Source organism: Sphingomonas sp. P4_G2 (assembly GCF_056401155.1).
The window spans coordinates 1-13,341 of the sequence record NZ_JBFUJY010000007.1 but is presented as its reverse complement, the minus strand read 5'-3'; the positions used below and the strand labels follow the sequence as shown (position 1 = coordinate 13,341).

The 13,341-nt window shown below is 63.2% G+C and carries 13 protein-coding genes and 1 pseudogene; 13 read left to right on the top strand and 1 reads right to left on the bottom strand.

All coding sequences use genetic code 11. From position 1 onward, the window contains the following. Window positions 1-292: 292 nt before the first annotated feature. From AC1DRD_RS18295 to AC1DRD_RS18240, 12 genes are all read left to right on the top strand, one after another. Window positions 293-964 (top strand): motility protein A, encoded by a 672-nt coding sequence (locus AC1DRD_RS18295; protein WP_478042499.1) that lies wholly within the window; start codon window positions 293-295, stop codon window positions 962-964. Beyond that, complete coding sequence (locus tag AC1DRD_RS18290; RefSeq protein WP_478042497.1) at window positions 961-1,491, top strand: OmpA family protein; 531 nt, start codon at window positions 961-963, stop codon at window positions 1,489-1,491. Before AC1DRD_RS18295 ends, AC1DRD_RS18290 begins: the two co-directional genes overlap by 4 nt. After that, entirely contained in the window at window positions 1,488-2,018 is a 531-nt protein-coding gene (locus AC1DRD_RS18285; RefSeq protein WP_478042495.1) for a flagella basal body P-ring formation protein FlgA, read from the top strand. The genes AC1DRD_RS18290 and AC1DRD_RS18285 overlap by 4 nt, the downstream gene beginning before the upstream one ends. A 62-nt stretch (window positions 2,019-2,080) precedes the next feature. After that, window positions 2,081-2,377, top strand: coding sequence for a flagellar biosynthesis anti-sigma factor FlgM (gene flgM, locus AC1DRD_RS18280; protein ID WP_478042493.1), 297 nt, complete (start codon window positions 2,081-2,083; stop codon window positions 2,375-2,377). Beyond that, on the top strand, window positions 2,364-2,681 hold the full coding sequence (locus AC1DRD_RS18275) for a flagellar protein FlgN (protein WP_478042492.1): 318 nt from the start codon (window positions 2,364-2,366) through the stop codon (window positions 2,679-2,681). The genes flgM and AC1DRD_RS18275 overlap by 14 nt, the downstream gene beginning before the upstream one ends. A gap of 201 nt (window positions 2,682-2,882) precedes the next feature. Next, window positions 2,883-3,860, top strand: coding sequence for a lytic transglycosylase domain-containing protein (locus tag AC1DRD_RS18270; protein WP_478042491.1), 978 nt, complete (start codon window positions 2,883-2,885; stop codon window positions 3,858-3,860). 3 nt (window positions 3,861-3,863) lie between these two features. Next, a complete protein-coding gene (flhA, locus tag AC1DRD_RS18265; RefSeq protein WP_478042490.1) occupies window positions 3,864-5,939 on the top strand; it encodes a flagellar biosynthesis protein FlhA in 2,076 nt (691 codons plus the stop codon). Next, window positions 5,936-6,688 (top strand): sigma-70 family RNA polymerase sigma factor, encoded by a 753-nt coding sequence (locus AC1DRD_RS18260; RefSeq protein WP_478042489.1) that lies wholly within the window; start codon window positions 5,936-5,938, stop codon window positions 6,686-6,688. Before flhA ends, AC1DRD_RS18260 begins: the two co-directional genes overlap by 4 nt. A 263-nt stretch (window positions 6,689-6,951) precedes the next feature. Further along, window positions 6,952-7,215 carry a hypothetical protein gene (locus AC1DRD_RS18255; RefSeq protein WP_478042488.1) on the top strand — a complete coding sequence of 88 codons (264 nt, stop codon included), beginning with the start codon at window positions 6,952-6,954 and terminating at the stop codon, window positions 7,213-7,215. Window positions 7,216-7,308: 93 nt separating this feature from the next. Further along, the gene (locus tag AC1DRD_RS18250) at window positions 7,309-9,252 is read left to right on the top strand and encodes a hypothetical protein (RefSeq protein WP_478042486.1); all 1,944 of its coding nucleotides are present in this window, start codon (window positions 7,309-7,311) and stop codon (window positions 9,250-9,252) included. After that, window positions 9,249-11,831: an RHS repeat domain-containing protein gene (locus tag AC1DRD_RS18245; RefSeq protein ID WP_478042484.1), complete on the top strand. Its 2,583-nt coding sequence runs from the start codon at window positions 9,249-9,251 to the stop codon at window positions 11,829-11,831. The genes AC1DRD_RS18250 and AC1DRD_RS18245 overlap by 4 nt, the downstream gene beginning before the upstream one ends. A gap of 6 nt (window positions 11,832-11,837) precedes the next feature. Continuing rightward, window positions 11,838-12,248 (top strand): hypothetical protein, encoded by a 411-nt coding sequence (locus AC1DRD_RS18240; protein ID WP_478042483.1) that lies wholly within the window; start codon window positions 11,838-11,840, stop codon window positions 12,246-12,248. 235 nt (window positions 12,249-12,483) lie between these two features. On the opposite strand, the gene AC1DRD_RS18235 is transcribed toward AC1DRD_RS18240, so the two are convergent. After that, window positions 12,484-13,065 (bottom strand): family 1 glycosylhydrolase, encoded by a 582-nt coding sequence (locus AC1DRD_RS18235; protein WP_478042661.1) that lies wholly within the window; start codon window positions 13,063-13,065, stop codon window positions 12,484-12,486. A gap of 95 nt (window positions 13,066-13,160) precedes the next feature. Here AC1DRD_RS18235 and AC1DRD_RS18230 point away from each other — a divergent pair. Next, a pseudogene (locus tag AC1DRD_RS18230) lies at window positions 13,161-13,341 on the top strand (IS110 family RNA-guided transposase); the annotation flags it as partial.

Below are 13,341 nucleotides of genomic sequence, written 5' to 3'. Positions count from 1 at the left end.
CCAATTGCCGTCCGGGAGGCGGTTGGGCCGGTTTTGCCGAGGGAGAGCGGCCAAAACGGCAAAAGCTTGCCGGGAACGGCAAGGTGGATTGCCGGTTTGCCGCTTCCCATTCCCCTCCCTGGCCAGGGAGGGGTTAGGGGTGGGTCGGGCGCGAGACGGCTTGAGCGGAGGGAATTTCCTCCTACCGCACGGGCAGAAGCTCGCTGCGCTCGCACCCACCCCCGACCCCTCCCTTGCAGGGAGGGGAGTCTGACGGGTCAAACTGGCACCATGCTTGCAGTACATCGCGCATATGACGACGGATCCCATCACGCTCGGCGCTTTCCTCGACCCTGCCGCAATCGGCATTGTCGCCGGCGGCACTGTGGTCGCGACCTTGTTGCGGACCTCGCTCGGCGATGTCGGGCGCGGTGTTGCCGCACTCGGTGTGCTGGCGCGGAAACCATTCGACGCGACGCCTTTGGTCGACCAGATCGCCGCGCTCGGCCGGATCGCGCGCCGTCACGGCATGCACGCGCTCGATCGCTCGGTGATTGCCGACCACGACGTTGCCGCGGCGGTTGCCGGGATCGTTGACGGCGCGACGCCCGACGAGATCATGCGCCAGCTCGACGAACGCCGCCGCGCGCGCATCCTGCGCCATGCCGCCGCCGCCGACATGTGGGCAGGCGCTGCCGAGGTCGCGCCGGCCATGGGCATGGTCGGCACACTGGTCGGCCTGGTGAAGATGTTCTGGGCGATGACCGACCCGGCCGCGATCGGCGCGGGAATGGCGGTCGCCTTGCTCGCGACGCTCTATGGAGCGCTGGTCGCCAATCTGATCGCGATGCCGGTCGCGGTGCGCCTGCGCCGCCGTGCGCGCGCCGAAGCCGAAGAGCGTACACGGCTCGTCGCACCGCTCGCCGCGCTGGCCGAAAAGGGGCGCGTCAAGGCGCCCACCAGCTTCTCGCCGGCGGTGCTATGAGCGAGACCGATCTGCTCGATCCGCCGCCCGCGCGGCCGCTCTGGCTATGGACCTTGGCCGATCTCGCCTTGTTGCTGGTCGGCTTCTTCGTGCTCGTCCAGGCGACCGATCGCCAGGCACTGGCCAGGGGATTGCGCGAGGGGTTCGGCGGCAAGCCGGCGACGACCGCTGCGATGTCCACCCCCACCGACCCGATCCCGCTCGCTTCCGCCGCCGCGGGGTTCGCGCCCGGTTCAGCCAGGATCGTCATCACCGATGGCCTGCTCGACTTCGCGATGGAAAGCCTGCGCGATCCGCGCGTCACCTTGCGGATCGCCGGCAGTGCGGAGGGGACGAAGGCCGATAGCGACCCGACGACCGGCAGCGCCCAGATCCTGGCCAGCGACCGTGCCCGCGCCACCGCCAGCTGGCTGATCGCGCACGGCGTTGCCGCCGACCGTATCATGATCGCGACGCCGGGAACCGGCCGCCGCATCGCGCTGGTGACGATGAGCTTCACCGGCGATCCCGTCAGGAACAACCCATGACTCGCACTCCATTCTTCATCGCACTGATGCTCGCAGCGAGCCCCGCCGCCGCGCAGACTTTCCAGAGCACCACGCTGATCGACAAAGCGGTCGCGGGCTTCACCGGCCATGCGATCGGGGAGTCCGGCGGTGCACGCACCGCGGTCGACACGCGGCTGAAACTTGCGACCTGTCCGATGGTCTCGCTCAATTGGCGCACCGACAGCCATGATTCGGTCGTGGTGACTTGCACCGATCCGCAATGGCGCATCTTCGTGCCCGTGATGATGCCGGCACGGCCCGTGCCTGCCGCGACGCCGACAGCGGCGGCGCCCGTCGTCGCGGCCAAGGCGGCGATCGTCATCAAGCGCGGCGATCCGGTGACGGTGGTCGCGGGCGATGGCGGCTTTTCGGTGACGCGCGACGGTATCGCCACGACCGACGCGGCGGCCGGCGCGCGCGTGCTGATCCGCGTCCAGGACGGCAAGCCGCCGATCCAGGCGATTGCGGTCGAGCCGGGCAAAGCGATGATTCCCGGCGCGGAATAATTTTTTCTAAAGAATTTGGGCAGGCGGACGTTCGATGATCCAGATACGCTTCAGGGTGGACAATGGTGGACTCGATCGGACCGAAGGGCTCAACGCCCAATGCCCGTATCGCTCCGGTGCTCGGAGCGGCGGCCGCCGCGAAAATCGCGTCGGCCATCGCCACGCCCGAGCAGCAGATGCAGGCGTCGCACCCGGTCGGTCAGCTGGCGCAGGAACTCGCCGCCAAGCCACCGGTGGATGCGGACCGCGTCGACCGGTTCCGCCGGGCGATCGCCGATGGCAGCTTCCAGCCCGACCCGCAGAAGGTCGCGGACCGGATGTTGTCGTTAAGGGGGGAATGGATCGATGACGCGGCGTGATGGCCTGATCAAGGTAATCGACCTGCTTCACGCCGAGATTGCGGCGATGAAGTCGAACGACGTCGACGCGTTGGACAAGGCGACCAATGCCAAGCTGGCCGCGCTCAACGACTTGGCGGCGATCGACGGCGGTATGCTGGAACCCGGTGTGCGCGAACTCGCCGAGGAAGCACAGCGGCTGAACGAGACCGCGCGGATCTATTGCAACCTGTTGGCGGCAAATGTCCGTCGCCGCCTGCAAATTCTTGCCGGTGACGCTGCCGGTGGCTACCGCGCCAACGGGCATCTCGCGGCGTACGCGTAATTTTATTCAACGAAATCTGATGGTCTTCTAATTCCCCTCCCGCCTGCGGGAGGGGCTAGGGGAGGGCATGTTTCTCGGGGGGCGGCGCTGTTTCGACACGCCCTCCCCCAACCCCTCCCGCGAGCGGGAGGGGAGTTTAACCTAAACTGGCACGCTGCTTGCTGAGTGTTCCCCGTAACAGGGAGCATTCAGCCAAACCCCATGGGCGGCGTCGTAGCACTTACCGGAAATGTCGACCGCGTCAGGACGGCGATCGCGAATGCGAGTCGCTCGACCGGCATGGATTTCGACTATCTGCTCGGTCAGGCCCAGCTTGAGAGCGGGCTGAACCCGGGCGCGCGCGCCGGCACCTCGTCGGCCACCGGGCTTTACCAATTCATCGACCAATCCTGGCTCGGCATCGTCAAGCAGCACGGCGCCGAAAACGGCCTGGGCTGGGCGTCGAACGCGATCACCCGCTCGGGCAACCGCTGGGTGGTGAGCGATCCGCAGATGAAGAGCGCGATCCTCAACCTGCGCAACAATCCCGAAGTCTCCGCCACGATGGCCGCCGAATTCGCCGCGGACAATCAGGCGTCGCTCGAAAGCTCGCTTGGCCGCGGCGCCACCGGCACCGACCTCTATATGGCGCATTTCCTCGGCCTGGCCGGCGCCAAGTCGTTCCTCCAGACGATGCAGAGCAATCCCGGCGCATCGGGCGCGGCGATGTTCCCGGCCGCCGCCCGCGCCAACCGCTCGATCTTCTACGACGCCGGCGGCAACGCCCGTAGCCTGAGCGACATCTATCAGCGCTTCGCCGCCAAGCTCGACAAGGGCGCGGCCAAGGTCGGCGCGACCAGCCTGGCCTCCGATGCGCTCGACGGATCGGGCGCGACCGCGTTCGCCAAGGCCTATGGCATCAGCGCGTTCGAGACCGCCAAGGCGAATTTCGCCTCGCTCGCCTCGGTCACTGGGCTGGGCACCGGGCTGGGCGACGCGCAGGTCATCACCGGATCGGCGGATACCAGCGGCAGCGCCGCGGCCTGGGCCAAGGCGGCGCTGATGCGCGTCAACGGCGCGCAGGCCTCGACCGGCGCGCCGACCGATCCCGCCAATTCCGCCAGCGCGGTCAACCTTCTCCGGCCGACGCCTGACAATGCGCGGCTGGCCTATCTGATGCTTGCGAGCCTGGGAGCGTAACGCGTGCCGCCTGTCCTGAAGAATCTCCTCGCCGGCAACGTCCGCAACGCCGCCCTGCCGGGCGCCATCCTGCTGCTCGTCGTCTTGATGGTGGTGCCGATCCCGGCCGCCATGCTCGACATCTTCTTCGTCACCAACATCGCGATCAGCCTCGCGGTGCTGATGGTCGCGTTGAACGCGCAAAAGCCGCTCGATTTCTCCGCCTTCCCGACCGTTTTGTTGTTCGCGACCCTGTTCCGCCTCGGCCTCAACGTCGCCTCGACCCGCGTCGTCTTGGTCCATGGCCATGAGGGCGAGAGCGCGGCCGGCCATGTCATCGAGGCGTTCGGATCGTTCCTGATCGGTGGCGACTATGTCGTCGGCATCTTCGTCTTCTCGATCCTGGTGATCATCAACCTGATCGTGGTGACCAAGGGCGCGGGGCGCGTGTCCGAAGTGTCGGCGCGCTTCACCCTGGACGCCTTGCCCGGCAAGCAGATGGCGATCGACGCCGATCTCAATGCCGGCCTGATCACGCCCGACGAAGCCAAGGCGCGCCGCATCGAAGTGTCGACCGAGGCCGATTTCTACGGATCGATGGATGGTTCGTCCAAGTTCGTGAAGGGCGACGCGGTCGCCGGCCTGCTGATCTTGTTCGCCAACATCATCGGCGGCCTGATCCTGGGGCCGGTCAGCCACGGCATGTCGATCAGCGACGCGGCGCATAACTACATTCTGCTGGCGATCGGCGACGCGCTGGTCGCGCAGCTGCCCTCGCTCATGCTTTCGATCGCCGCCGCCGCGATCGTCACCCGCGTCACCTCGAGCCAGGATTTGGCCGGCCAGATCGGCACCCAGTTCGGCTCGGCGCGCACCTGGACCCCGGTCGCGGGCATCCTCGGCCTGCTCGGCGTGCTGCCCGGCATGCCGCATCTGGTGCTGCTCTCGGCTGCCGTGATCGCCGGATTCGCCGCGTGGAAACTGCGCCAGATCGCGCATCGCCCGCCGCCGCCCGCGCCCGCCGCGCCTGCTCCCGATCTGTCGAAGATCGGCTGGGACGAAGTCAGCGACGGCATGCAGATCCATCTCGACATCGGCTATGGCCTGGTGCCGCTGGTCGACGAGCGTCGCGGTGCGCCGCTGATGGGTCGCATCACCGGTGTCCGCCGTCAGCTCAGCAAGGACCTTGGCTTCGTCGTGCCGCAGGTGCGCGTCCGCGACGACATCAACCTCGCGCCCTACACCTATCGCATCATCGTCGGCGGCGTCGTCATCGCCGAGGACCAGGCATCGGCCGACGAGATGCTCGCGCTCGATACCGGCCAGGGCGTCGGCGAATTGCGCGGCAAGAAGGCCAAGGACCCGACCTTCGGGCTCGACGCGACCTGGATCCAGCCGGGCGACGCCGATGCCGCGACCGGCCAGGGCTATCTGGTGGTCGATGCCGGCACCGTGGTCGCGACGCACCTCAACCATCAGCTCGGCCAGAACGCGTCCGACATGCTCGGCGCCGACGAGGTCCAGCAGCTGCTCGAGGGGCTGAAGGAGCGCAATCCGCAGCTGGTCGCCGCTTTGACCCCGGCGCCGCTGCCGCTGACCACCTTGACCCAGGTGCTCAAGGGCCTGCTGGCGGAAGGCATCAGCCTCAAGGAATTCCGCCGCATCGCCTCGGCCATCGCCGTCGCCGCGCAGCGCACGGTCGACGCCGAAGAGATTATCGAGGCGATCCGCCCCGATCTCGGCGGGCTGATCATCCAGAAACTGTGCGGCGTCCACGAGCCGTTGCGCGTGATGACGCTGGAGGGGCAGCTCGAAGGGCTGCTCGGCCAGGCGGTCCGCTCGGACCCGTCGCGTCGCCACACGATCGAACCCGATCTTGGCCGCCGCATCGTCGACGCGCTGACCCAGGCGGCGGCACCGCTTGTCGCCGAAGCCAAACCCTTCGCGCTCGTCGTCCAGCCCTCGATCCGTCTCGCGATCCGCAAGCTGGTCAAGACCTGCCTCCCCGACACTCCAGTGATGAGTTTCTTCGAAGTGCCTGAAGAGAAATCAGTCGAAGTCGTCGCCGTGATCGGCGCTCCCCAGGCGCTCGCGGCATGAGCGCGGAACCGATGATGGGCGCGTTCGCCAACGCCCAACCGATCCCCGGCCCGCTGACCTATGGCCGCACCGGCGCCGATATCGACGCCTTGGTGCGCAAGCATTCGCCGCTCGTCCGCCGCATCGCCTGGCATGTCCATGGCAGCATTTCAGGCGTGTGCGAGGTCGAGGATCTGGTCCAGATCGGCCTGGTCGCGTTGGTCGAGGCGATCCACGGCTTCGAGGATCGCGGCCAGGTGACGTTCGAACAATATCTCGCCACGCGGCTGCGCGGCGCGATGATCGATCAGCTCCGCCGCCAGGCCACCCTGACTCGCGGCGCGATGCGCCGACGCAAGCAATATCAGGAAACGGTCGCGTCCTTGACCGTCGACCGCAAGCCGCCCGCCGAGGCCGATGTCGCCGAGAAACTGGGCGTCAGCGTCGAGAAACTGCGCGCCGATTATTCGAGCGCGGAAGCGGTACGGTTCGACTCCTTGGATGAAGTCTATACCGACGACGGCCCCTGGTTCATGTCCGACGAGCCCGACGCATTCGAGCAACTCGCCGAAGCCGATCTGCGCGAGACGCTGGTTGGCGCGATCGCCGCGTTGCCCGAGCGCGAGGCGCAGGTGGTGCAGCTTTATTATGTCGAAGAACTCAACCTCGAGGAAATCGGGCATGTGCTCGGTGTTGGAGCGGCACGCGTGTGCCAGATCAAGGCGTCGGCGCATGCGCGGTTGAAGAAGGCGCTGGCGAAGGCGGTTTGAGGGGGCGGGTGACTTTTCAGGCGGGCCCCAGATCGAACGATTGAACCTGGCGTTGGCCAGGCAATGCCGCAGCGCGGACCGGCTCGTGCAAACGTCACGCCCCCTCGCGGGCCCGTCATTCCTCGTCCTGGGGAGCGATTCGGCTACTTTGCGGAGGTCAATTTCGCGAGCGTCAACCAGTAACCTGCTCTAAAATGGATGCATCTCCGGTTGCACCGGACTTGCCCACTATGCTCTCTGCGAGCTTCGAACAGGGAGCATCCATGAGCCGCATTGCATCTTGGCTGAGGGGATCGGTCGCTGCCGTGACTATTATGTCGTGCAGCGCTTTGGCGCAGGAGACGACCACCTACTCCTATGACGGTTTGGGCCGGCTCCAGGGCTCGACGATCGCGGGCGGAACCAACAATGGCCGCAAGACGGGAACATGTTTTGACGCGGCGGGCAATCGCACGCGTTATGACGTGGCGACCAGCACTCCCGCGGTGTGTCCGACGCCGACGCCGACCCCGACCTCCACGCCTTGAGCCCAGTCGGGGAAGGGTCGGTACGATTTGCTGAATTTCGGGGGAAAGATGAAATTCCTAGTCGCATGCATCGTGGTTCTTACTGCGGCCCTGATGACGACCAATGCGTCGGCCCAAGACGGCACGGGAACGTTAAAAACGGTTCCCGCCGAGAAATACGCGGTCACTCCGGGGGGCGTCGACATGCGAACCGGCCAATATGTCTACAAGAGCACTGATCTTTCCGCGGGGCCGGCGGATGGCGGCGGGACGTTGGCGCTGACGCGTAGCCTGGAATATCAGGTTAACGGGCATATCAATCCCTTCGCCAACTTCTCCCACAGCTGGGACATCATGCTGACCCAGAAGCGTATCAATATTCAGCAAGGCAATTATTACGACGGCTCCGGACAGGATTATCAGGTCAGCATCTATTACGGCGGTCGCGCGCAGACGTTTCGGGCCGGGTCAACCAGTCCCTTTTCCGTCGAGTCCAAGGCGGGTTGGGGCGGCCTTACGTATAGCGGCGATCGCAATGCGGGCACGGCCATCTACACTTATGCCGCGAGTGATGGGACGCAGATCGTGTTCAGATCGCCGGGAAACAGCGATTGTTCGGCGATGATCGCCTGCGCCTTCGCGTCGTCTATACTTCTTGCGGACGGCACGAAATACGCCCTGGCCTACGAAACGCAGTCGACCGGGACGAACCGCGCGCGTCTCAAGACGGTGCAGAGTTCGCGAGGTTACGCCCTCTTGTTCGAATATACGGGCGCCAACTGGAATCTGGCGTCGAAAGCCTGCGTCCTCAATCTCGCGCTCGCGCCGATGCCGACATCGGGGTCCTGCCCGATTGGGGCGGCGGCAACAGTCAGTTACGGCTATACGTCCTATAATGGCGATCGGCTGGCTAGCGTGATCGATGCGGTCGGGAAGACCTGGTCATATACTTATGCCACTTCGGGAACCGCCATGGCGATGGGGTTCAAGAAACCTGGTGCCGGCGCACCGTGGCTGACCAACTATATCGACGTGCGACCCAATAGCGAAGGCGTGGCGCAAGAGAATGTCGGCTATCAGAGCTTCGCCGACGGGAGGAGCTATACTTACACCTATAATTTCCCGCCAGAAGTCGACGGCGTTCCGATCAGCGTTGCCGGCGGCAGCTATACCGACAACAATGGACGCACGAGCAGCGTGGTGTTCGATTTCCCCGTTACGCCCGGCACCGGCGCAGGGGGAGTTTGTCACCTTTATCCGTGCACGCCGACCAATGTCGGGATGGTCGAATTTCAACAAACCAGCGGACCTGTCACCGTTACCGATCCGCTCAACCGCACGACCAAGTTTCATTATTGCGATTTGAATGCGGAGGCGAACCTGCCCCCGACCTATCATAATCGCTGCTACGTGACCCAATTGCAGTGGATGCTCGATCCAGAAGGCATCAAGACCTATTACACTTGGGACAATGTCGACCAGAACATCCTGCAGATCCGTAAGGTAGCCAAGTCGGGCAGCGGACTGGCGGATGTCACCACCTCCGCAACCTATGACTGCACTCATCGGGCATCGTGCGCCAAACCAACCTCAACGACCGACGCCAAGGGGAATGTAACCACCTATACCTACGATCCGACCCATGGCGGCATTCTGACAGAGACCGAGCCCGCGGTATCAGTGAACGGCGCGGGCACGTCGATCGCGGCGGTCAAGCGCTACGGCTACACCTTGCGCAAGGCGTGGGCCAGCAACGGCGCGGGAGGCTACACCCAGAACACCGATGGTGTCTATCTGCTGACCAGCGAGAAGACGTGCAGGTCGACCGCAACCAACCTCTCGACCGACAATTGCGCCGGCGGCGCGGCGGACGAGGTGGTGACTGCCTATGATTATGGACCGGATAGCGGACCCAACACCCTGATACTCAGGGGAACGACGGTCACCGCCGATGTCGGCGGGACGATCACGACGCTGCGCTCCTGCTTCGGCTATGACGCGCTCGGCAACAAGATCAGCGAGACCAAGCCGCGCGCTGGCTTGACGGTGTGCCCGTGAGCGCGCGGCGTCTCTGGGCGGCCGCAGTCGCCGCCGCGCTGGCAATCCTCCTGCCGATGGCGGCGAGCGCGCAGGCCTCGCCCTCCGCTTTTACCTCGGCAACGCGATACGACGCGGCGCGGCGGGTGACGGGCTCGATCGCGCCCGATCCCGACGGGGCCGGATCGCTCCATTACGCGGCGACCCGCAATACCTATGACGATGCCGGCCGACTGATCCGAATCGAAAAGGGCGAACTCGCGAGCTGGCAATCGGAAGCCGTCGCGCCGGCGTCGTGGCCCGGGTTCACCTTGGTCGCGAAGACGGAGACGAGCTACGACGCGCTCGACCGCAAGGTGCTGGAAACGAGCTGGGGCTGGGATGCTACCGCTTCGGCTTGGGTCCAGAGCGGCGCCACTCAATATAGCTACGACACGTCGGGCGAGCTTGAGTGCACCGCTGTTCGGATGAATCCGGCGACGTGGGGTGCTCTACCGACATCGGCGTGCGCAATGGCGACGACCAGCGCCACCTACGGTCCCGATCGCATCACCAAGAACGTCTACGACGATGCCGGGCAATTGCTGAAGGTCATCAAGGCCTATGGCGTGGCCGGCCTGCAGCAGGATTACGTCACTTACACCTATACCGATAACGGCAAGCAGAAGACGCTGAAGGACGCCAACGGCAATCTTGCGACCTATACCTATGATGGGTTCGACCGGCTGGCCGCTTGGGCGTTCCCGTCGAAGGCGACGACCGGCAGTTCGGCGGCGTGCACGATCGGGACGATCGCGGAGGCGACCGACGCGTTTGGCAATACGGTGGCCGGTCCATCGGAAACGAGGGCCGCCGGCGACGACTGCGAGAAATACGCCTACGACCGTAACGGCAACCGCGCCAAGCTGATGAAGCGCGACGGCAACGTCATCCGCTACGCGTTCGACGCGCTCGATCGCAACACGATCAAGGACATCCCGGGCGGGACCGCGGCCGACGTCTATTACGGTTATGACCTGCGCGGCCTTCAGAAGTTCGCGCGCTTCGGCTCGGCGACGGGCGCCGATACGGTCGACAATGTGTTTGACGGGTTTGGGCAGCTTTCCTCGCAGACGACGGCGATTGGCGGGGCAAGTCGCTCGGTGAGCTATCTCTACGACGCTGACGGCAACAAGATGCGGATCACTCATCCTGACGGCAATTACTGGACGTACGATTATGACGGGTTGGACCGTATGGTGGCGGTCAAGGAGAACGGAACAACAGCGATCGCAACGATGGTGTACAATACAGTGGGCCTCGAAAGTAGCGAGACGCGCGGCGGCGTGGCGACAACGTTCGGCTATGACGGCATCGGGCGGCTGTCGTCATTGTCGGACGATCTTCCCGGAGGCACGACTAACGACATCACGACGACCCTATCCTATAGTCCCGCCAGCCAGTTGATCAGCCGCACCCGGACGAACACCAGCTATGCCTGGCCCGGTTATGTGACCGTTAGCCGGCCGTACGCGGCAAATGGTCTCAACCAATATGCGACGGCGGGCAGCGCGACGTTCGCTTATGACGATAACGGCAACCTCACGTCGGACGGGGCCACAAGCTACACGTACGATGTTGAGAACCGAATGGTGGCGACGACGTTCGGTACCGGTGCGACGCTGCTCTATGACCCCCTCGGGCGCTATTATGGTTCGGTCCAGGGATCGGCGATGAAGACGGTCCTGTACGATGGCGACCAGCGGATCGCCGAATATGACGGCACGGTCCTGTCGAAACGCTATGTGCTTGGCGCAGGCGCGGACAATCCGCTGTTCTGGTATGAGGGCTCGACCCTGAGCGACCGGCGATCGCTGCAAGCGGATGAGCGGGGGTCGATCGTGTCGGTAGTGAACGCCGCAGGGACTTTACTCTCGATCAACACTTACGACGAATATGGCATCCCGTGGTCGCAATTCGGCAAGTACGGCTTCACCGGACAAATATGGATCCCGCAAGTCGGCTGCTGGTATTACAAGGCCCGGTTCTACTGCCCCACCATCGGGCGCTTCATGCAGACTGATCCGATTGGGTATGAGGATCAGGTCAACCTTTATGCCTATGTCGCAAACGATCCGGTCAATAAAACAGACCCGACCGGCGAACGATGCACCGGCGTAGCGGATTGTGCCGTTGACGTTTTCATTGGGGCCTCGGAAGCTGCTGGGGAAAGTATCGTCGCACCGGCCGTTGGAGGAGGTGCGATTCTGGTTGCAGGGGGATCCGCTCTTATCATCGCAGGGGTCACCTATGTGGCGAGTGTAAATCAGAGAGAGGTCAAGGATAGGCCAAACCTGTCCATTTCTCGTCCGCCAACTAGGGCGTCACCGGTCGATAAGAAATCTGCTGCTGATCTCGTCATGGCAGGACGTCGTAGCGGTGGTGGCCCATACCGATGTTCAAATCCGTTATGCGACGCCAGACACGGTGGCGTAACCGAAACTACAGAGTGCCCGCAGTGCGATACGAAACGTAGAAACGGAGATCGCATACCTGGTAAACCGAGGCCCCTGCCGCCAGTTCCACCTCCGGCGAAGAAGCCTCCAAAAGATGAGAAATAGCAGTCGATGTCTAAATCGGTATCAATTTCGAGATCAACGCTAGAATCGAGCCATAACGGCCGAGAGCTTGAGCTCATGATCAATGGGAGCAAGCCTCTTTCTATTTTTCATCGATTTTCTGGAGAGATATTTGATGAATTTGACGGTCAGGATTTCGATAAATACGTCAAATCTGGAAGAATACACAAAAGAAAGTTTTTCTTGTATTACAACGAATACAATAGAAGTATGATTTATACAGCCTTCTTTTTAGAAGGGGAGGAGTGGAGATTCAATTCTTACAAAAATCTTGTTAAAACATTAATGAATGGCTGGTCCTTAGAAAAGGAAGCAATATCTTGCTATCTATTAGGATATTCATTCAAGGAGACTAATAATTATATAAAAGATTATATGAAATACATGGCTTTACAGTGAAGGATTGTTAAATTCCTCAAACTGGAGGCCGTTGGCCGCCGTGAGCTGAGTAGCTCGCTAAGATAGCAATATGGCTCGTCTTCCTCGCTTGGTGCCGCCGACTATCCCTATCACGTGACACAGCGCGGCAATCGTCGGCAGCAGATTTTCTTTGAGGACGGCTATTACGCGCTCCACGGTTTGCTGGCCGAGGCCGAGGGCAAGGCTGGTGCGAAGATCTGGGCTTATTGCCTTATTATCGCTCGATCTCCGCTATATTTTTTCCGGCGTCCGCCCGCGTCGCGATCAACTTCCGATACCAACGATACGAATCCTTCGGCGTCCGCCGTTGCGTGGCGTAATCGACGCGGACGAGGCCGAAGCGTGGTCCATAGCCGTCGGCCCATTCGAAATTGTCGAGGATCGACCAGACCAGATAACCGCGCACATCGATGCCGGCATCCATCGCCTTCCTGACCGCGCGGATATGGGCGTCGAGGAACGCGATCCGGTCAGCGTCATGCACCGCGCCCCGCACGACATTATCGGTGAAGGCCGCCCCGTTTTCCGTGATCACGATCGGGGGCAAGGCGGAGCCGTAGCGATCGCGTAACCCCAGCAGCAGGTCGGTCATTCCCTGCGGATCGACTGGCCAGCCCATCGCGGTTCGCGCGAATTTTGCCGGCGGCGGCGCTTCCTCGATCGGCTGGGCGCTGCCCGGCGGGCTGACGCGCATGAAGTTGGTGTTGTAATAACTGACGCCGAGGAATCGAGCGGCTGCGCGATCGTCGCCAGGTCGCCGTCCCGCACGGCCGTCGCGGTGAGGGCATCCGGCAATTCCGCCAATTACGGCGACGTGGCGTAATTGAGGTAGCCATCCTCCTGCTTAGGTGCGGAGTCGCCTTTCGGCGCTCCAGAGCAGGAGGATGACCGGTGAAGATTTTCGCAGCATTGGATGTTGGGGACAAGGCCACGCATATTTGCGTGCTCGATGACGAAGGCGATGTGGTGTGGCGTGGAGTCTGCGCGACTGATCCCGAGGTGATCGCCAAGACGCTGGCGCGTCATGCTCCCGGGCTGGTCCGTGTGGTGCTCGAGACGGTGCTCGAGACCG